We start from the raw sequence: 19,427 nt of genomic DNA on the forward strand, positions 1-19,427 counted from the left end.
TTTACTCACATACTCAATAAATCTTCAATCCTCTCATAAATATTCTTTATCATCAGCAACATTAATTTATGGGATAATAAATCTATTTTATTGGTAGATTATAAATATAAAACCATTTAGATAGGAGGAATCTACAGTGGGTTGGATTATTATGTGTTGTATTGCTTTTTTATTAGTTCTTATATTTATTCCATTTAATCAATATAAATTTTTATATCCTATTGGTTTCATTTCTTTAGTCACCCTTTATATAATTGATAGTACGTTCATTGAACTTAAAGCCTTTTCCTATAGCTTTGCAAATCTTAAATTATCTGGACTGCCTACATTTTACTGGTTAAGTGGTTTCCCATCTGGCATGCTTTTAGTATACTATTATCCTTTACATAAAAAATGGCAGCTCCCATATTTATTGTTCGTATCTTTGCTGCTTCTCCTTTTAGAATTCATCATGAACGAACTTGGATATTTTCACTATCACCAATGGAATCTGACCAAATCATATTTCCTAAATATTTTAGGTTTTATTGTGGTATTATGGTTTTCCCACCTCTTTAATCATATAAAAAGAAGGACTTCTAATCTATATTAGAAGCCCTTCTTTTTATATGATTTTCCTAACTACATTATAATTTTCATCTCTACTTTCCTTAAATCCTTGAATTAGAGTATTTGATTCATCATTAGCTTTAAAACTTATAAAGCTATCTTTGAGTTTTTCCATAAGGTCATTTGAAATTTTAGGGCTAACAGCAATTGCATCCTTAGGAATATTATCTATAGAGCCAATGATTCTGAGATCATTAATTGAAAATCCTTTAGCCTTTAAATTTTCTATTGCTTCATCATAAGTTGCACCTCCATCTAATTCTCCTGATAATACTCCCTTTATGACATTATCATGATTCCCCATGAAAGTAGCTTTTGAAAAAATCTTATCCGGATCTAAGTTATTTAATTCTAATATATGTCGTGCATATAAATATCCTGAAGCACTATTTACATCTACGTATCCAAAACACTTATTTTTTAAATCCGATAATGTTTCAATACAACTATCCTTTCTAGCAATAATATAGCCATTATATGTAGTTTGACCTCTCACTTTAGGAGTAGCAATAGGTATCACATTGCTTTTTTCACGAGCATTTACATAAGCTAAGGGTGAAAACCATCCAACATCTATTATTCCATCATTTATCCCTTGATTAACAGCTTCATAATTTTTTACTATCACCGTTCTAGCTTTATATCCTATACTTTTACATACTCTATCTAAAATCGGAAGATACATCTTTTTAATGTTTTCTGGTGATGTAAACGGGTTAATTCCAAATATTATTTCATTTTCCTTTTTTAACTTAACAGTTACACACTGTAGATCTTCCGTTACTTCAGTTAGTTTATCAAAGTATAAATTCATTTCATCATTTTTATTTTGCTGAATATTTATCATATCTATAGAATCACTAATAATATTATTTGTCTTTTCTACTGCTGAAGTTACAAATTCTGTTCCTGCATCAATCTCTCTAGATAAATTCATCTGCATACCAGACATATTATTGATCTGAGCTACTGAACTTCTTATATTATTAACAATATTTTCAACCTTTCCAATGGCTTCAACGGATTTTTTTGATATATGATCTATTCTTTTTATTTTATCTTCATAAATATTCATTATTTCATTAGAACTTTCTATTCTATTTAGTATTTCTTTTAAAATACTATCTATCTTTGAAATTGATATATCAATCTCATCAGATAATTTGCGTATCTCACTAGCAACAACAGAAAAACCCTTTCCTGCTTCTCCTGCTCTAGCAGCTTCTATTGAAGCATTTAATGCCAGAAGATTTGTTTGTTTAGATATTGCTTTTATATATTCAACAATTGTATTCACCTTTTTAGAAGACTCTTGTAGATCCATATTGTTTTTAACTGCCCTATCAATAGCTCTTCTAAAATCACTCAAAAATTCTCCCATACTATTAATAGTATCCAGATTTTGATTTAACATTTCATAGGATTGAATGGATTGACTTTCAATATTATTTATGTTTTGATTTAATTCTTCAGCTATTGATGCTAATTGATTAATGCTTGAACTTGTTTCTTGCATACTAGCAGTATTTTGTTCACTTAACTCTTTTATCTCACATGAAATCTTTACCAAATTATTAAATGCAGCCATATTATCCTGTGCTAACCATGATAATTGGTAAATATTAAAACCTAGTGTTTCAGACACTATAAATAATTTTTCATGTATTTCCTTATCTTTAGTTATATCTTCTTTACTTCCTTCCTTATCCATTTTTTTATATGCATTTTGAAATAATAAATACATAATAAATACATCTACAACAACAAAAAAGATTTTAAATATAGTAGCAGATAAATTATATACATAAATTGATAATTGCATAGTAAGTAATACACAAACACTAAAAATCAATCCCTTATTCTTCAATCTTTTCACCCTTTCATATTATTTTTGTAAATTTGTAACTTATTTAACTTTCTATAGGGTAAAATGTTAAATAAAAAAGTCACAATCAATAAGCCTACGCTTTCATAGGTTTATTAATGCGACTCTCCAATTCTCATGTCTCTATATGTATTTACTAAATTATACCATTTCAAAACTTAATTGTAAATTAATCATTTGTATGTTTTTTGACCATATATAAGGGAATCTTACATATATACAACCATTACCATTACAACTAGTAGCAATTCATTCATCTAAGTTTTATCATCTAAAGATCTAAATTATTCATTTGAGCTAAAGTATTAATAACAGAAAAAATCAATACAGCAGCTAAATTTGCAGTAGTATTATCTTGGTCAAATCTAGGGGATACTTCTGCAATATCAAAACTAATTACCTTGTTAGATCTTAAAATATACTTAAGAAACTTCAACACTCTTTCTGGCTCTAATCCAAAAGGTTGTGTGGCACTTACCCCTGGTGCAAAAGCAGATGAAAATACATCAGAACATATAGTTATATAGAAATAATCTCTTAATTTCATAAAATCATCTAATTTTTCTACTATGCTAAAATCATCATAGTTTATGATATCCTTTGCTAATATGTACTGAGCACCTAACCCCTCTGCTGTTTTAAAAAGATCAATGGTATTTCTATGTTTTTGAATACCTAAGCAAAGATAAGCATATTCTAAATCTTCTTCTTTACATTGGTCTGCAATTTGCCTAAACATGCTTCCAGAGCTTCCTCCATTTGGATAGGGTCTAAGATCAAAATGAGCATCAAAATTGATAATTCCAATGTTAGGTTTATCCTCTTTTTGTTTTAAATAGTCTAAAATCCCATTATAGTGTCCAAAAGCAACTTCATGCCCTCCTCCTAAAACAATAGGAAAGAGATTTAAATCTAAAATTTTCGCTACCGCTTTTGAAAGTAACTTTTGACTTTCTTCTAAAGTACAATTTTCACAAAGAATATTTCCTGCATCAAAGAGCTTCACATCTCTTGTAAAACAACATGGTAAATTAGCCAATTCCTTTTTTATACTTATAGGTCCTTTTGTGGCTCCACCTCTACCCTTATTACGCTTAATCCCTTCATCACAGCAAAACCCTATAAAAGCAAATCCCAATTCTCCTTCATAAGGAGATAAATTATCGTTTCTTAAGTCCATGCTTTCAACCCATTGATGCCATCTAAAAGCATCAAAATTACTTTTACTGTCTGTTCTTCCTTTCCATACAGTTTTATCTGTAAGTTTATAATTTTTATTAAACATTTTCTTTCCTCCTATCTAGTCTTTTTTTTCATGATTTTTTCAATATTTATAGCTATCTTTTTCTTTTATATACTCAATCATCTCATATTTCAGCTTACCTATAATCTTTCAAAAAATCAACTTTCTTTTTTATTTCTATTTCGCATTATTTTATATTAACCACATACTAAATCATAACATATATTCCATTTTTAAATACTATTCAATGATTTATGCTAAGAAATAAGTTTATTTGACATTGTTCACACTTTGTTCACATTTTTTTAATATTTATCCTTTATTCTATTTATAGATAAAAATTTCTTCACTTCCCCCTTATTTATATATAGGGGTCATATCTTATCCTATAAAATATGAGTCCCTTGTAACCCATTAAGGATAGGTCAATCCTCCTTTTACATATAGGGCCTCCATTTTCATATGGAGGTCCGTTTTTATTTGCTAAATAAACACTTCTTATTACTAAACACATATTTTCTATTCAATCAAGCATCTAGATTAATTTTATCTGTTCTTTTCTCTCACACAGGCATCTATAAGATTTTACGCTGTCTATAATAAATTTTACTTTAATCATACTCCTCTAGATCAATACACCTTATTTATTCGATCTTTTTTTGTGTTTTTCTACTTCTTTTATTATATTCCGATACATTCCTACCATTTTTATGTATTTGTTGTTATTTTTTACAGTATCATTTCTATAGTACAACAGGTTAAATCTTACAACACAAAGGAAAAGGGGTATGTTAAATGGATAACCACAAGCGTAAATTAAACTCTATATTAAAAAAAATTGAAAACGCTAGATTTTTATTAAATAGCTTGATACAAGAAAAAAAAGGTAATCTACTGGATCCAGAAGTAGTCAAATTTAGTCAATTTCTAGATCAATTACTATCAGAATATGACCATATAAAAAACAATAACTTACTTTAAAAGTATAGGTTAAATCTGATTTAACCTGTTGTACTTTTTTTCAAAAAATCTAAAATCCCCACCTCAGAATTCTGAGATAGGGATTTTTTATTAAAATATAGCTGCAATAACACTTTTAAATGAATTAATCAATATAATGAATACTGCTGGCGGAACGATATATTTTATAAGGAATTTCCATAAAGGTGCAAGTGTGAACTTCACGCCCATCTTTTCAATTTCCTCTATGGCATTATCTGCTCCCCATATCCATCCAACAAAGATGGAAAGTAGTAATCCTCCTGATGTAAGAAGTATATTGGAAGTTAACTTATCATAAAAATCAAAGAAATTTAAATTACCAAGTATATGAAGATCTTTCCAAGGCCCCATAGAAAGAGCAGCTGGAATCCCTACAATATACATAATCACTATGATCATCATAGCAGCCTTTGTTCGATTTGCACCCTTTTCATCTACGAAATAAGATACACATACTTCAAGCATAGATATGGATGAAGTAAGAGCTGCAAATAATACAAGTACAAAAAACAATATGCAAAATAACTTTCCAAAAGGCATACTTGCAAACACCGCTGGAAGGGTTACAAACATAAGCCCAGGTCCAGAAGAAGCTTTAAACCCAATAGCAAATACTGCTGGCAATGTAGCAAAACCTGCAAGGATGGCTACCATCGTATCTAATACAGGAATAGACGCAGCAGGTCCAAGTAGATTTGTATCTTTGTCTAAATAACTTCCATAGGTAACCATAACCCCCATACCAATACTTAGTGAAAAGAATACTTGTCCTAATGCATTCATAACCACATCCATATTAATTTTCGAAAAATCTGGGACAAGAAAAAATTCAATTCCTGCTGAAGCTCCAGGTAAGGTTACAGATCTTATTGCAATAAGAATAATCATACCAAAAAGAGCTGGCATCATAATTTTACTTGCTTTTTCTATTCCTGAACTAATTCCTCTAATCACAATCAATAAAGTCAATATCAAAAATATTCCTTGATACATAATACTTGAAGCAGGTGAAGATATAAAACCTCCAAAAATCCCGCCTAACACTTCAGGATCTTTTATAGCAAGACCTCCTGTAAAGGCTTTTATGCAATAATAAATGACCCAGCCCCCTACAGTACTATAAAAAGCCAAGATAAAAAATCCACAAAGAACACCTAATCCACCTACAAAAGCCCAATTCTTTTTAAGACTTCTATAAGCACCTACAGCTGAAAGCTGTGTTTTTCTACCTAATGTAATAGCTGCAAGCATAAGTGGCAATCCTATTAAAATAAGAAATATCATATAAATCATTACAAATGCACCGCCACCATTATTGCCTACACTATATGGAAACTTCCAAAGGTTTCCTAATCCTACTGCTGATCCTGCTGCAGCAAGAACAAAACCTATTTTTGATCCCCACTTATCTCTTTTATTTTTTTCATTTTTTGCAGTTACCAAAGACATAAATATCCTCCTATTATTTTCAAAACAAATTCTGATCACTAATTTACTTTGAAAGTTTTTTGTAAAGACCGGTCAAATCTTTAATCATTCATTTTTAATATATCCTTTGATTTTAAGCTAGCTTTATTAAAAATCAAAAAAGCTCCGCCTCTATAATAGAGGCGAAGCTTGACTTCACGGTACCACTCTAATTGATCCAAAAAAATAAAACTTTTTTAAGATCATCTCTTTTCCAGTCTGCCTCTATATACATCATAAAAGCTAAACTGTAGTCCTAATAAGGGGGACAACCCTTTGCTCCTACTCGAATTACCTTTTGGAACAACAACTCTAGAGTGAATATACACATTGTCTTACAACACTGGGCTCTCACCTATCCCCAGCTCTCTGGAATTACAGGGTCAATGCTTTTCTCTCCGTCATAGTCTTTTTTCTATATTTATTTCTTGATGATTATTTTAGCATCTCAAAAACTTATTGTCAACAGAAAAATTAAATTTTTCCATTTTATGCATAAGAATCCACTAACATTTCATCTTGAATATCATTTAAATATGCATCCTCATCCCATTCTCTTTTAGCCACATTCTTCGTTCTTTATAGTCTGGTATGATTTTCCCAACCAATTGCCAAAAGGCCTTAGAGTGATTCATATGCACCATATGACACATTTCATGAACAACAAGGTAATCTATTATAGCTCTAGGCATCATTATACACCTTAAATTAAAATTTAAATTCATCTTAGAACTACAACTTCCCCAGCGTTTCTTCTGATCTTTTACTTTAATTTTATTAGGCTTTAATAGAAAATTTTTTTGGAAATAGGCTGTTCTTTTCATGATCTCTTCTAATGTCTTTTTTCGGTACCACTCTTTCATAGCCTTTTTTAACATATTTTCATCTTCTGTGTTGGTAGTAATATAAAATGTCTCCTTTTCAAGCTTTACTACTGGCTTTTTTATAGAATAATCCATAATAACCTTTAGTGGATACTCCTCCCCTAAATACAGAAAAATTTCACCATTTACATACTCTTTTTTCATCTTTGTATAGTCTATTCCTTTAAAAAAAGATAGCTTATCCCTAATCCATTTTTCCTTTGCCCCAACAATTTTTAATACATCTTCTTCTTTGGAGCCTTTTGGTGCTCTTACAGTAACTCTATTAGGAGGCTCTATTCTAATTTCAAAGGTTTTTCGATTTCTATATTCGGTACTAAATTCGATTCCCAAATTTTCATCATAAAATTTCATCAAAATCCAACTTTCCTATTTCCCTAAAGGTTATATTTTTATCTATTTAAAAAAGAATGATCCTTAGACCATTCTTTTTATCTTCATAATAACTATTTAATTACTTCAAGCATCATACCATTTTTTAATCCTGCAGCATTTCCTTCTTCCATATCAACATGTAATTCAAGAGCATGTGTCTCTCCTGATCTTACTAAAACATTATTAAAGATTAATCCTCTTGGACCTTCTACTTTAATACTTACAATATCTTGATCTTTCAAACCAAATTTTTCTGCATCTGTAGTATGCATATGTAAATGTCTAGCAGCAACAATAATTCCTTCTTCGATTGTTACTTCACCCTTTGGTCCAACAATCTTTGCTCCAGGAGTTCCTGCTAAGTCTCCAGAATTTTTCACTGGTGCTTTTACTCCTAACGCAAATCCATCTGTTAAAGAAATCTCAATTTGTGTTTTATTTCTTGCAGGTCCTAATACTCTTACACCTTTTAATGTTCCTTTTGATCCAACAATATCTACTTTCTCTTCACAGGCAAATTGTCCTGGTTGAACTAAATCTTTCATTGGAGTTAGTTCATGACCTTGACCAAAAAGAATTTCAACATGTTCCTTGCTTAAATGAATGTGTTTATTGGATAATCCAACGGATACCATATTATTTGACATAAAAAACACCCCTTAATTAATATAATTGAATTATGTATACAAAATACTCATACTATATATCATATCTCTTCATTGATCAAAAATCAATAAAAAAATACAATTCTCACCTAATTTCAATTGAATTCGATTAATTTTTCAGCCATTTCATGTGCTTTTTCAAGAAGATCTACTCGTTCTCCAACAAAAACTTTATCTGTATTGTCTATAAGAAGATCATACTTATATTTTGTGTTAATTGCTTTAAAAAACAAGTCCATTACAAGGGTAGCACCTATGAATCCATTTTCCTCTTGTACGCCACCTGCAGTACATATAAATAGACCATTTCTTTTTTTTGACCTGTCAATAGAGGGCTTATTTAAAACATATTTACTAGACCAAAACATTTGGCATCTATCAATCATAGTTTTAGCAATACTTGTAACAGAATTAAAATATAATGGAGAAGCAAAGACTACAATATCCGCTTGATCAAATTTATCATACATTTTATACATATCATCCTTTATAAAGCAACTACCTGTTTTTGCACAAGCGCCACAAGCTATACAGGGATAAATATTTAATTTTCCAAGTTGAATTTTTTCAACCAATACATCTTTTTTTTCTAGTCCTTCAATGACTTTATTTAAAAGAATGTCTGTATTCATTTTTATCCTAGGACTTCCTAAAATAGCCAATGCTCTCAATAAAACTCCCCCTATATAAACTTTTCACCTTATCACACACTATTATATTATAGTGAAAATAATCATTAAAAACAATACCTAAAATAACGCTTTCTATGTTATACATTCTATAAAATTTTTCCCTGCATCTATAAAATCTATTCAATAGGTGTTATATTTTTTGAAAATTTTGTCAATAATATTACTAGTTATATAGGGGAGGTCTCATTGTGAAAGTGGCTAATTTACCTGATCAAACAAGAATGGAATTGTATAATCATATGAAAAAAAATATAAGGAAATATTATAAAGGATTGAAAAATGGTTCGCTAAAATATGATTTTTTTGTCAAAACAATCCTTTCTAAGAATCCAAAACCTAACTGGTTATCCGCATATCCAAAATTAGAAAATGATATAGAATTTCAAAATTATCTTATAGAATACATAAAAAAAGAAATTATAAGATACGCCCAGTTAGAAAAGACCAATCATTGTAATCATTCTACATGTAATATTGAAAACATAACCATAAGAGAAAGACATGAATTAAAAACCATACTAAACAATCACGGTTATGCTTTATCCATCCCTGCAAAATTCATCACTTGCACGGAATCTAACTATCTAAAAGAATATGTACTAAATGGAACCCCTATTCCATTTGAATGGGAAAAAATATTAAACTATATAAAAAGAACCACATAAGTGGTTCTTTTTAGCCTGTTAAGCCATTGCTCTTTCAAGTTTATCTAGATGCTGAAGTGGAAACATTCTTAAAAGTTCTTTAAACTGGTCAACTGTTAAACCTTGTGTAGTTGTATATATTCTAATTTTTTCATCCACGCTGGCACTTCTAAATTTTTCTTTGATTTCTTGAAAATTTGTGTTTTGTATCATTATATCACTCCTATACATATAAATACCCTTCTCTTTATTAGTATAGGAATTAAAGGTTTATTTTATTCTTTCCCAAAACTATTTTTCATAAACTTCTCTTTTTAGGGATGCTACAAAAGGTAAGTTTCTATATTTTTCTGCATAATCAATACCATATCCAATAATAAATTCATCTGGAATATTAAAACCTTTATAGTCAACTTTTAATTCAACTTTTCTTCTTTCAGGTTTGTCCAATAATGTACAAATTTTTAAACTTTTAGGATTTCTTGATAGTAAATTATCACATAAATAGTGTAATGTTAGTCCTGTATCAATAATATCCTCTACAATCAATACATGTTTATCTTCTATACTTTGGTCTAAATCTTTTAATATTTTTACAACCCCTGAACTTTGTGTTGATAAACCATAACTTGATACAGCCATAAAATCGATTATAACTGGAAGATCTATTTTTCTCATTAAATCGCTCATAAAAACATTTGCACCTTTAAGTACTCCTATTAATACTAATTCTTTATCTTTATATTCTTCTGTAATTTGTTTTCCGATTTCATTCACTTTTTCTTGAATTTGTTTTTCAGAAAATAGAATTTCTGCTACATCCTCTCTCAAAACTTTCACCTCTCCTGTTTTTGATAAGGTTATTATAACATAATTTATCTTATTGTGTACATTTTTGTTGAAATTCATTTTAATATTCGTGTTTTTATAATTTTATTAAAAAACCCTCTATCTAGATGGCTTCTCATCTTCATCATCAAATTTATATTGTACCCCTTCAATAATTTTTTCTTTTTCAAAAGATAGATCTGTCTTTTTATCTTTCTTGATAATATATTTGTCTAATTGATCTGATATTTTTGAAATCATGTATAACATCAATACAGCATCATCTATAAAACCAAATCCTAAAATAGTTTCTGGAATAATATCAATAGGACTAACAATATATATAAGTCCACCCATAACCATTATTTTTTTATAAAGTGAAACCTTTGGGTCTTTTATAAATTGATAAAGTGCACCTATTCTTTTAAACAATTGCATAATGGATTTTAAAACATTTATATTTCCATATCCTCTTTTGATAGCTTTCACCCTCTTTCTTTTTAATATTCATTCCTTTACTATTATTATACTACCACTATTTCAATGATTTTTTTCATTCCTTTCTATTGTACAAGCAGTCATATTTCTAAGAAATTGTTCATATATTTTTTTAGGAGGGTTATTTGTATGGTTAATCTATATGATGTAAAAGCAATTAGAAAAACAGTTCCTATTTATGAAAAAATCAATCCTATAAAATTAATGGATTGGGTAAAAGTTTTTAGCCAGATTTGTCATATAAAATTCAACTGTCAAATTTTCACAAAGAATTCAGATAATAAATGGCGCTTTCAATATCATGCTAACAATGAAGTTTCTATTTCGTTGTATTTTTGTGATATCCAAAAAGAACCTTATCCTTTTATTAGTATTGATGATTTCACATTCTCTGATAGATTAAAAAATGCCCAATTGGATCAAAAAATTCTTAAAGCAATCATCCATCACATAAAGAATTTAGACTTTGAAATGCTTGTATTTTGCATAAACCAGTCCTATCATATTGAGCTTTGTAAAAAAAATGGTTTTAAAGAAATGGACATGCACAAAATGATTCTATCCTTAAAACCTAAATTCATTCATGTTCCAACAACCAACCATTCCTAATCTTGTATTTGACAAAATAAAGACATTTAAATTATAATCTTTAGACACACTAATAATAATGTATTTCTTAAGGAAGGACTGAAGAACATGAATGAAAATGATAGATTATCATTAGGAAAAAAAGCATCATGGATTGGTATCATAGGAAATATACTTTTGACTGCTTTAAAAGCCATTATAGGTTTTATATCTGGAAGTACAGCCATGGTTGCAGATGCACTCCATTCTGGCTCTGATATTGTTGCTACTACCATCGTACTGCATGGTATTAAAATATCCCACAGACCACCCGATCAAGAACATCATTATGGTCATGGAAAAGCCGAATCCATCGTTGCAAAAATTATTGCCATTATTCTTATGATTACTGGAATGGGTATTGGTCTCTCTGCCTATCATTCTTTAAAAAGCCCTAATTTAACATCCCCTGATGCCATAGCCATTTGGGCTGCTGTTTTATCTATTGTTGTTAAAGAATGGATGTACCGCTACACTGTAAAAATAGGTGAAAGGATTGAAAGCCAAGCATTAGTAGCTGACGCTTGGCATCATAGGACAGATGCTTTTTCTTCTATAGCAGCACTCATAGGTATTACAGGAGCTGTATTAGGCTATCCCATATTAGACCCTATTGCAGGTATTATTGTAGCATTTATGATTGTCAAAGCTGGTTTTTCTATTTACTTGGATGCAATCAATGAATTAATGGATACGGCACCTTCCAAAGAAGTTATGGATCGAATCAAAAAAACCACACTATCTGTTGATGGCGTAAGAAGCGTCCATAAAATTAGAGCACGAAAAAACGGTAATCAAATCTATGTGGATCTAGTCATTTGCGTAGATAAATATATTACGGTAGAGAAAGGTCATCAGTTCGCTGCACAAGCTAAATATAATATATTAAATACAATGCCTAACATCAAAGATGTAGTTATTCACGTAGACCCTTATCCTTTAGAAGATAATGATCATTCTCAAGAAAAAAGATAAAAGTTAATTTTTATCTTTTCTTGAGAATTTTTTTAATCCAGGCATGACCACTTTAAATAAATTTCTCTTTTCTATATTTAAAAACTTTACATTTCCAACATTTTCAAACATCTTACTTATTTTTTGAAGCCCTATTCCAGTTCTTAAAAATTGATTTTGATCATCTATGAATAATAATCTATGATAAAGCCAATTATTTCTTCTTGATGGATTATTCTCTCTCATAATGGTATGAATATTACTTCCCTTTGGTAGTGTACCAGGATTACTAATTTCTACTTTATGATCTCCTATGATTACTACAATTTCTCTTAATATATCCATATAGTCCCTATGAACCACTGCATTTGCAATACATTCAAAGATTGCTTCTTTTGGATAATCTGTACTTTTTAAATACTCACTAATAAAGGCTCCACATTCATTAAGCATTTTAAGCATGTTTCCTTCAATTACATGTATCCTTTTTCGATCTTTTTGAAAGGTAATGATCTTTACAGAAACATAGGGCAAATATCTTCCAGGTGTGTTACAAAACAATAAAAAACCTCCAATTGTTGGACAATATCTGTTCCTTTCACTATCAAAATGAACGATTCCTAGATTGTTCCATATACCCATCATCATTTTTTCATTTGAAAATATACCCATTTTCTTTAAGTATTGACTAATTAATCCTTTATTTAATACACTCACGTCTAGATTATATAATGGAATTAATTCATTGTTAATAAGTCCTGCTTCTTGAAACATGCCTGCTATTTCATCTCTTCTTGCAATATCTGTGGTTGATCCCCTTCTTATATAAAACGCTCCCGTTTGCCTCATTTGATGTGGTCTTTGGGGACTTTTAAAAATCGTAATGACACCTACGTATTTTTCATTATATTTTATACACTCCACTCTAATATTCACTGGTGGATCACATCTATGGCTTATAATTTGTTGCAATCGTTCTTCTTGAAAATCTTCAGGATCAATCCCCTTTATCTTTTTTTCCTTATCTTTTACACCAATGATTAAATATCCTCTTCCCCCTATACTATTAGCAATAGCCATTACATCTTTTGCAAACTCTTTTTTCTCAGTATGGGTATTAAGATGTAAACTCTCTTTAAAATCTAGCTTCATACCTTCTTTTTGTTTTATTAATATTTTCAACTTTTGAAAATTCATTGTACCATTCCCTTCATAATAGCAAAAATCCCTTTTAGATATTTTATACTATATCTATGCTATTTTTTCCATATTTATTTAGAATTCTATCTTCTATACAGTCTACTATTTGATAATTATTGTAGTAAATGATACTATTAATGCAAGAGATTATCTTGGAGGTGATCGTATAGATTTTCGACAACTAGAAACTTTTATAGCTATAGCACGGTTAAAAAGTTTTTCAAAAGCAGCAGATTATCTTTTTTTAACACAACCAACGATTAGTAACCATATCCAAAATCTAGAAAATGAATTGAGTACCATACTCATTAATCGATCAAATAAAAAGGTAACATTAACAAAAGCTGGAGAAATCCTATTTAGCCATGCAATAGAAATACTAAATAAAAGGGAACAGGCTTTATTTTCTTTAGAATCCTTTAAAGATAAAATTGATGGTACTTTAGAAATCGCTTGTAGTACTATCCCTGAGCAATATATTCTCCCGCCCTTACTCAGTGCTTTTAATAAAATTTACCCAGATGTTCAATATAATCTTCTTCATTATGATTCTCAACAAGTAGTAGACGGCATTTTAAGCGGGCGTATAGACTTTGGTTTTGTAGGGGCAAAAAATAATACAAAACACTTACATTATATTGACATTTTAGAAGACAAGCTTGTAATGATTGTACCCAATATTGAAAAATATAAAACACTAGATAAGATTCCTATTGATTTTTTATTGAAAGAAAAAATCATTTTAAGAGAAAAAGGTTCAGGAACAAGAAAAATATTTGAACAAATTCTTAATGAACATAATATATCTTTAGAACAATTAAAAATTGTAGCTTGTATTGAAAACACTGAATCCATTAAACAATGTGTAAAAAATGATCTTGGTATTACAATGATTTCTGATTTTGCAATTAGAAATGAAGTTCAATACAATATGGTTAAAAAATTAGAATTAGAAAACATTCATCCAACAAGAAAATTTTATTTTGTCTATCATGAACCTAGAATTCTATCTCCTTTAGCAGAAACTTTCAAAAACTTTATGCTTAAAAATCAAAATCTTTTATAATCTCTTATAAAAAAAATAATCGGGTATTTCCCGATTATTTTATGCTTTTAAAAAAGCTTTGTAGGCTTTATAAGCCATATAAATATCCATTTTACTTGCAATCTCTATAGGTGCATGCATACAAAGCAAAGGAACACCACAATCTACCACTTCCGCTCCATAATTAGCTAATATATAAGCAATGGTTCCTCCGCCACCTTGATCAACCTTTCCTAATTCTCCAATTTGCCATACTACATGGTCATTATTAAATATTTTTCTCAAAACACCTAAGAATTCTGCATTAGCATCGTTAGATCCAGATTTTCCTCTAGCACCCGTATATTTTGATACTAATACACCTTTGCCAATAAAAGCAGCATTTCTTTTATCTAAAACATCAGGGAAATTAGGATCAAAGCCAGCACCAACATCTGCAGATAAAACCTTTGAATTGGCTAGTGCTCTTCTTACTTTTAGATAGTTAAAATCTTTACTTTGTAAACTCACTAACTCTGCTACAACATTTTCAAAAAATCTAGACTGCATTCCTGTATTTCCCATACTTCCTATTTCTTCTTTATCCACTAGTAACGCTACAGCAGTTTTATCAGGATTTTTAATATTAAAAATAGCCTTCATAGCTGTATAAGAACAAACTCGATCATCCTGTCCATAAGCTCCTATTAAACTCTTGTCTAATCCAACATCTTTTGCTTTACTCGCAGGAACTACTTCAATTTCAGCCGTTAAAAAATCTTCTTCTTCTATTTCATATTTATCATTAAGTAGTTTTAAAATATTATATTTTACTCTTTCTTTTATTTCTGTATCTTCATAGGGAATGCTTCCAATGAGTATATTAAGACCTTCTCCTGATATCCCTTCATTTAATTTCTTCTCATTTTGATTCTTCGCTAAATGAGGTAGTAAATCTGTTATAAAAAATACAGGATCATTTTCATCTTCACCAATTACAATATTTATTTTTTCTCCCTTTTTATTGATCACAACGCCATGTAAAGCTAATGGCATAGCCGTCCATTGATATTTTTTTATGCCGCCATAATAATGGGTTTTAAATAATCCTAATCCTCCATCTTCATACAATGGAAAAGGTTTTAAATCAAGCCTTGGAGAATCTATATGAGCACCAACAACATGCATCCCTTTCTCTATTGGCGTGTCTCCTATGACAAATAATGCCACAGCTTTTCCTTTATTGTTTGCATAAATTTTTTCCCCTGCCTTTAATACTTCTTTTCCACCTATAAAATCTTCAATATTTTTATATCCATTTTCTTCAGCCTGTTTTATAATTTCTTTTACACATTCTCTTTCTGTCTTTCCCTTATCTAAAAATGTTTTGTAGGTTTCACTTAATGCATATACATCTTTTTTCTCTGCTTCATTTATTTTTTCCCATCCATTTTTAAATTCAAAACTTAAACAATCCTTCTTTTCTGACAAAATAATCCCTCCTTCATATCCCTTTTATTATTTCCCTTGAAGTTACTAACTATGTTGGTTACTATATCTTTTTAATATTATGCTTATATGCATAGATGGCAGCCTGAGTTCTATCACTTACATTAATCTTCTTAAATATGTTTGACACATGATTTTTAACTGTTTTTTCGCTAATAAACAAATCTTCTGCAATTTCTCTATTATTTTTCCCTTCTGCAATTAAACCCAATACTTCATATTCTCTTCTTGTTAATCTATCCTTTTTATATCCATCATCAGCTTTGTCTTTTTTATTATATTCCCTAACTAATTCTGAAGCAAGGGATGGATGAATATATGAATGCCCCGTACATACATCTCGAATAGCTTTTATAAGGCTAGCTGATTCAGCATCCTTTAATACATATCCAGATGCACCTATATTAATCGTCTCAAAAAGATATTCTCTATCATCATGAATGGTTAACATAATAATTTTAGAATCTGTTCCCATATCCTTTAGTCTTCTTAATGCTTGTATCCCATTCATATTAGGCATGTTAATATCTAACAATATAATATCTGGTTTATATTGTTGTGATTTTTTAATGGTATCTTCTCCATCAACAGCCAATGCAACTACTTCAATATCTTCCTCTAACTCTATGATTTGCTTAAGACCTTGTCTCATGAGTGCATGATCATCTGCAATTAAAACTTTAATTTTAGTATCCATCCTATTGTTCCTCCCTGCTTTTTAAGGGAATAGTAACTTTTATTCTTGTTCCCTTCCCTGTATTGCTTTTAATGTCTATTTTTCCTTTTAATAATTCTACTCTCTCTTTCATAATAAATAAACCAAAACCACCTTCTCTTTTATTTGAACTTAATTTACGCTGAGCATCAAAACCAATGCCATCATCAACAATCAGTAGATTGATTCGTTCATGAATCATTTCCAATTTGATAATCACCGTTGAAGCTTTTGCATACTTTCTAATATTATTTAAAGATTCTTGTATAATTCTAAATACAGATAGCTGCGTAATTGAGTTTATTCCTTCATTTTCTATATTTACAGAAAAATCTACATCTACTTTTGTTTCCTCTTCAAAATTTATAATAAATCTTTGTACAGTTGGTACTAATCCTAAATCATCTAAAGACATAGGCCTTAAATCATATATGATCTTTCTTACATCTTTTAGAGAACCCCTCACAATATTTTTAAGTTCTGTCAGTTCGTGCTTTGCTTTTTCCATATCTCTATCAAATAATTTTTCACAAATTTCTGCTTTAATTACCACATTAGCCATAGATTGAGCAGGACCATCATGAATTTCTCTAGCAACTCGCTGTCTTTCTTCTTCTTGGGCTTTAATCACTTTGATTCCCACTGCTTCTTTTTGTTGTATCCCCTCTAATTGCTCTGAGATCCCCTTTAAATTTCCACTTAAATACCCCATAGCTACGCCAACTTGTGAAACCAAATTTTCCGCTCTTTTCACCACTTCATAAGAAGCTTTTAACCGTTTCTCTAAATCAGACCGTTGTTTGATTAAGTCCTTTTCTTCTTGTCTTTTCAATACAATTTTAACTTTCAAAGCATTTGCCTCTTCATAAGCTATTTTAATATCTTCTTCTGTAAATTCTTTAAAATTCTTACTTACCATAGCAAGTTTTACCCTACTTCTTTTTTCTAAAATTTCTAGTGAATCTACTTCATCAATAATATGAATAGCTTTCAATTTTATATGCTCTAATTCTTTTTCGAGGCTCTTACATTCATTTCTAGCACTTTCAGCAATTTCAAAAATTTCATTTTTACCTTTTTCTATTGCATCGATTGTACTTTCAATAATCTCATTCATTTTTTTAGCACTTAAAGCTGGCTTATACATAATGCACCTCTAATCATCCATTCTTATTATAGAATAACACATTTTAGTAAAACGACACAATTTGACATGTTTACTACATAAATTATTTCTTCATAAATAATTATATTCCTTCTTATTTTATAGTAAACAACAAAATAGTAAATTCACCCTATTTTTATACAAAAAAATCTCCGTTATGCTATAACATATGCTCATATCTTCAATGAAATTTTCTATAGAATAAAAAATAAACTGTCTAATATAAAACTAGACAGCTATTGATAAACATTATAATCAGAAAGTTTCCATTTCCCATTTTCTTTTTTTAACGCTACTATATAATCAATTTCTTCTTCATATTTAGATGGAAGTCCATCCATTTTCCAATGAATTTTTATTTTTGCTTCCATAGTATCTCTACCATAAGTCACATTTTCTATATGAACAATTTTCAATCCTAATACTTTATCCATATCCGTAGGATATTCGCAAGCTTGTTTAAAAGCTTCAGCATCAAAAGATAATAACGGCTCTACAACAATATCTTTTAGTCCTTCAATCCATTGGCTTGTTTCCACATTTCTTTCATAAATATTATTCCATAGTTTTGATCTTTCTTTAAAAAGTTCTTCAATCATTGCTCTTTCCTTTTCATAGTTCATTCCTTCTTCTATTACTGGATTTGCATCTGCAAGATTTCCTTTTGTATGCATTAATATTGCAATGAGTATTAAAAAAAACAGCAAAGTCTTTTTCATTGGTATTTCCTCCTATATGTTGTATATTTAAATCAATTATACACTAGGTATAGGTTGGAAATTTGACTGTTGCTGTTGTCAAACAAAATTTTTTTATTTACATGAATTTCTAATTTTTTATTTTTTTATCATAAATATCTTAAAAAAAAATCCTTTACTCACCATTCCTTCTATTCTCGTCAAAAAATTTTATCATCAAGATATTTGTTGTATTTCATCTTTTTCATGATCTGTAAGAATATATTCTAGGTCTAATAATAGAACGATTTTATCTTCTAGCTTTCCAACTCCTGTAATATATTTTTTATCCACACCCGCTACGATTTCTGGTGCTGGCTCAATATCTTCTTCGCTTATTCTTAAAACTTGAGAAGCTTCATCTACAACAAATCCAACTTGTTTTTCCTTTAACCCAATAACAATAATTCTTGTATCTGAATTTACTTTTGAATCTTGTAAATTGAATCTCTTTTTCAAACTGATAATAGGTGTAATATCTCCTCTCAAGTTAATAATCCCATCAACAAATTTAGGCGTATTAGGTACCTTAACACTTTCTTTATACTCACAAATCTCTTTCACACTCATTATATCTACGCCATAAGCTTCATTCTCTAACTTAAATATGACATATTGCTTTTCTGACATTATATTAACCCCCTTTTGTGTTCAATCAGCGCCATTTCATTTTTCTATAGTATTATATTCTATGAAATTGACAT

20 protein-coding genes and 1 other annotated feature are annotated in these 19,427 nt (G+C 29.6%); of the genes, 5 read left to right on the plus strand and 15 right to left on the minus strand.

Annotation, left to right across the window (positions count from 1 at the left end; all coding sequences use genetic code 11):
• Window positions 1–604: 604 nt before the first annotated feature.
• Entirely contained in the window at window positions 605–2,476 is a 1,872-nt protein-coding gene (gene phnD, locus K7H06_RS09920; protein WP_223039706.1) for a phosphate/phosphite/phosphonate ABC transporter substrate-binding protein, read from the minus strand.
• A 289-nt stretch (window positions 2,477–2,765) separates the two neighbouring features.
• Window positions 2,766–3,779 carry a formimidoylglutamase gene (gene hutG, locus K7H06_RS09925; protein ID WP_223039707.1) on the minus strand — a complete coding sequence of 338 codons (1,014 nt, stop codon included), beginning with the start codon at window positions 3,777–3,779 and terminating at the stop codon, window positions 2,766–2,768.
• Between the two features lie 753 nt (window positions 3,780–4,532).
• On the opposite strand from hutG, the gene K7H06_RS09930 reads away from it, so the two are divergent.
• Complete coding sequence (locus tag K7H06_RS09930) at window positions 4,533–4,718, plus strand: aspartyl-phosphate phosphatase Spo0E family protein (protein ID WP_223039708.1); 186 nt, start codon at window positions 4,533–4,535, stop codon at window positions 4,716–4,718.
• A 90-nt stretch (window positions 4,719–4,808) separates the two neighbouring features.
• On the opposite strand, the gene K7H06_RS09935 is transcribed toward K7H06_RS09930, so the two are convergent.
• The 4 genes from K7H06_RS09935 to K7H06_RS09950 form a co-directional block, all read right to left on the minus strand.
• Window positions 4,809–6,188 (minus strand): sodium-dependent transporter, encoded by a 1,380-nt coding sequence (locus K7H06_RS09935; protein ID WP_223039709.1) that lies wholly within the window; start codon window positions 6,186–6,188, stop codon window positions 4,809–4,811.
• Window positions 6,189–6,342: 154 nt separating this feature from the next.
• Window positions 6,343–6,620: a binding site (T-box leader), on the minus strand.
• Window positions 6,621–6,736: 116 nt separating this feature from the next.
• Window positions 6,737–7,444: a M48 family metallopeptidase gene (locus K7H06_RS09940; RefSeq protein WP_246637703.1), complete on the minus strand. Its 708-nt coding sequence runs from the start codon at window positions 7,442–7,444 to the stop codon at window positions 6,737–6,739.
• A 92-nt stretch (window positions 7,445–7,536) separates the two neighbouring features.
• A complete protein-coding gene (gene pduL, locus K7H06_RS09945) occupies window positions 7,537–8,112 on the minus strand; it encodes a phosphate propanoyltransferase (RefSeq protein WP_223039711.1) in 576 nt (191 codons plus the stop codon).
• 113 nt (window positions 8,113–8,225) lie between these two features.
• A complete protein-coding gene (locus K7H06_RS09950) occupies window positions 8,226–8,801 on the minus strand; it encodes a flavodoxin family protein (RefSeq protein ID WP_223039712.1) in 576 nt (191 codons plus the stop codon).
• Between the two features lie 209 nt (window positions 8,802–9,010).
• Here K7H06_RS09950 and K7H06_RS09955 point away from each other — a divergent pair, with 209 nt between their 5' ends.
• Entirely contained in the window at window positions 9,011–9,487 is a 477-nt protein-coding gene (locus K7H06_RS09955) for a hypothetical protein (protein ID WP_223039713.1), read from the plus strand.
• 18 nt (window positions 9,488–9,505) lie between these two features.
• On the opposite strand, the gene K7H06_RS09960 is transcribed toward K7H06_RS09955, so the two are convergent.
• From K7H06_RS09960 to K7H06_RS09970, 3 genes are all read right to left on the minus strand, one after another.
• Complete coding sequence (locus K7H06_RS09960; protein WP_223040103.1) at window positions 9,506–9,679, minus strand: hypothetical protein; 174 nt, start codon at window positions 9,677–9,679, stop codon at window positions 9,506–9,508.
• Window positions 9,680–9,757: 78 nt separating this feature from the next.
• A complete protein-coding gene (hpt, locus tag K7H06_RS09965) occupies window positions 9,758–10,297 on the minus strand; it encodes a hypoxanthine phosphoribosyltransferase (protein WP_223039714.1) in 540 nt (179 codons plus the stop codon).
• Window positions 10,298–10,414: 117 nt separating this feature from the next.
• On the minus strand, window positions 10,415–10,783 hold the full coding sequence (locus K7H06_RS09970; protein WP_223039715.1) for a YkvA family protein: 369 nt from the start codon (window positions 10,781–10,783) through the stop codon (window positions 10,415–10,417).
• A gap of 138 nt (window positions 10,784–10,921) precedes the next feature.
• Between K7H06_RS09970 and K7H06_RS09975 the strand changes: the two genes are divergently transcribed.
• Both K7H06_RS09975 and K7H06_RS09980 read left to right on the plus strand, forming a co-directional pair.
• Complete coding sequence (locus K7H06_RS09975) at window positions 10,922–11,401, plus strand: hypothetical protein (RefSeq protein ID WP_223039716.1); 480 nt, start codon at window positions 10,922–10,924, stop codon at window positions 11,399–11,401.
• A gap of 87 nt (window positions 11,402–11,488) precedes the next feature.
• A complete protein-coding gene (locus K7H06_RS09980) occupies window positions 11,489–12,394 on the plus strand; it encodes a cation diffusion facilitator family transporter (RefSeq protein WP_223039717.1) in 906 nt (301 codons plus the stop codon).
• Window positions 12,395–12,397: 3 nt separating this feature from the next.
• On the opposite strand, the gene K7H06_RS09985 is transcribed toward K7H06_RS09980, so the two are convergent.
• Window positions 12,398–13,570 carry an RNA-binding domain-containing protein gene (locus K7H06_RS09985; protein WP_223039718.1) on the minus strand — a complete coding sequence of 391 codons (1,173 nt, stop codon included), beginning with the start codon at window positions 13,568–13,570 and terminating at the stop codon, window positions 12,398–12,400.
• A 109-nt stretch (window positions 13,571–13,679) separates the two neighbouring features.
• On the opposite strand from K7H06_RS09985, the gene K7H06_RS09990 reads away from it, so the two are divergent.
• Window positions 13,680–14,639 (plus strand): selenium metabolism-associated LysR family transcriptional regulator, encoded by a 960-nt coding sequence (locus K7H06_RS09990; RefSeq protein ID WP_246637679.1) that lies wholly within the window; start codon window positions 13,680–13,682, stop codon window positions 14,637–14,639.
• Between the two features lie 39 nt (window positions 14,640–14,678).
• Here K7H06_RS09990 and K7H06_RS09995 read toward each other — a convergent pair whose 3' ends face one another.
• The 5 genes from K7H06_RS09995 to K7H06_RS10015 all read right to left on the minus strand — a co-directional run bounded on the left by K7H06_RS09995 (window position 14,679) and on the right by K7H06_RS10015 (window position 19,353).
• A complete protein-coding gene (locus K7H06_RS09995) occupies window positions 14,679–16,088 on the minus strand; it encodes an aminopeptidase (protein ID WP_223039719.1) in 1,410 nt (469 codons plus the stop codon).
• Between the two features lie 61 nt (window positions 16,089–16,149).
• Window positions 16,150–16,803 (minus strand): response regulator, encoded by a 654-nt coding sequence (locus K7H06_RS10000; RefSeq protein ID WP_223039720.1) that lies wholly within the window; start codon window positions 16,801–16,803, stop codon window positions 16,150–16,152.
• A gap of 1 nt (window position 16,804) precedes the next feature.
• Complete coding sequence (locus tag K7H06_RS10005) at window positions 16,805–17,968, minus strand: sensor histidine kinase (RefSeq protein WP_223039721.1); 1,164 nt, start codon at window positions 17,966–17,968, stop codon at window positions 16,805–16,807.
• A 254-nt stretch (window positions 17,969–18,222) separates the two neighbouring features.
• The gene (locus tag K7H06_RS10010; protein WP_223039722.1) at window positions 18,223–18,705 is read right to left on the minus strand and encodes a hypothetical protein; all 483 of its coding nucleotides are present in this window, start codon (window positions 18,703–18,705) and stop codon (window positions 18,223–18,225) included.
• A gap of 195 nt (window positions 18,706–18,900) precedes the next feature.
• Window positions 18,901–19,353 carry a chemotaxis protein CheW gene (locus K7H06_RS10015; RefSeq protein WP_223039723.1) on the minus strand — a complete coding sequence of 151 codons (453 nt, stop codon included), beginning with the start codon at window positions 19,351–19,353 and terminating at the stop codon, window positions 18,901–18,903.
• Window positions 19,354–19,427 lie beyond the last annotated feature (74 nt).

It is taken from the genome of Crassaminicella profunda (assembly GCF_019884785.1).
Taxonomy (GTDB): Bacteria; Bacillota; Clostridia; order Peptostreptococcales; family Thermotaleaceae; genus Crassaminicella; species Crassaminicella profunda.

Coding starts and splice junctions, on each gene's coding strand:
- hutG (WP_223039707.1), bottom strand. CDS start 3,779: ATGTTTAATAAAAATTATAAACTTACAGATAAAACTGTATGGAAAGGA.
- K7H06_RS09930 (WP_223039708.1), top strand. CDS start 4,533: ATGGATAACCACAAGCGTAAATTAAACTCTATATTAAAAAAAATTGAA.
- K7H06_RS09935 (WP_223039709.1), bottom strand. CDS start 6,188: ATGTCTTTGGTAACTGCAAAAAATGAAAAAAATAAAAGAGATAAGTGG.
- K7H06_RS09940 (WP_246637703.1), bottom strand. CDS start 7,444: ATGAAATTTTATGATGAAAATTTGGGAATCGAATTTAGTACCGAATAT.
- pduL (WP_223039711.1), bottom strand. CDS start 8,112: ATGTCAAATAATATGGTATCCGTTGGATTATCCAATAAACACATTCAT.
- K7H06_RS09960 (WP_223040103.1), bottom strand. CDS start 9,679: ATGATACAAAACACAAATTTTCAAGAAATCAAAGAAAAATTTAGAAGT.
- K7H06_RS09975 (WP_223039716.1), top strand. CDS start 10,922: ATGGTTAATCTATATGATGTAAAAGCAATTAGAAAAACAGTTCCTATT.
- K7H06_RS09980 (WP_223039717.1), top strand. CDS start 11,489: ATGAATGAAAATGATAGATTATCATTAGGAAAAAAAGCATCATGGATT.
- K7H06_RS09985 (WP_223039718.1), bottom strand. CDS start 13,570: ATGAATTTTCAAAAGTTGAAAATATTAATAAAACAAAAAGAAGGTATG.
- K7H06_RS10000 (WP_223039720.1), bottom strand. CDS start 16,803: ATGGATACTAAAATTAAAGTTTTAATTGCAGATGATCATGCACTCATG.
- K7H06_RS10005 (WP_223039721.1), bottom strand. CDS start 17,968: ATGTATAAGCCAGCTTTAAGTGCTAAAAAAATGAATGAGATTATTGAA.
- K7H06_RS10010 (WP_223039722.1), bottom strand. CDS start 18,705: ATGAAAAAGACTTTGCTGTTTTTTTTAATACTCATTGCAATATTAATG.
- K7H06_RS10015 (WP_223039723.1), bottom strand. CDS start 19,353: ATGTCAGAAAAGCAATATGTCATATTTAAGTTAGAGAATGAAGCTTAT.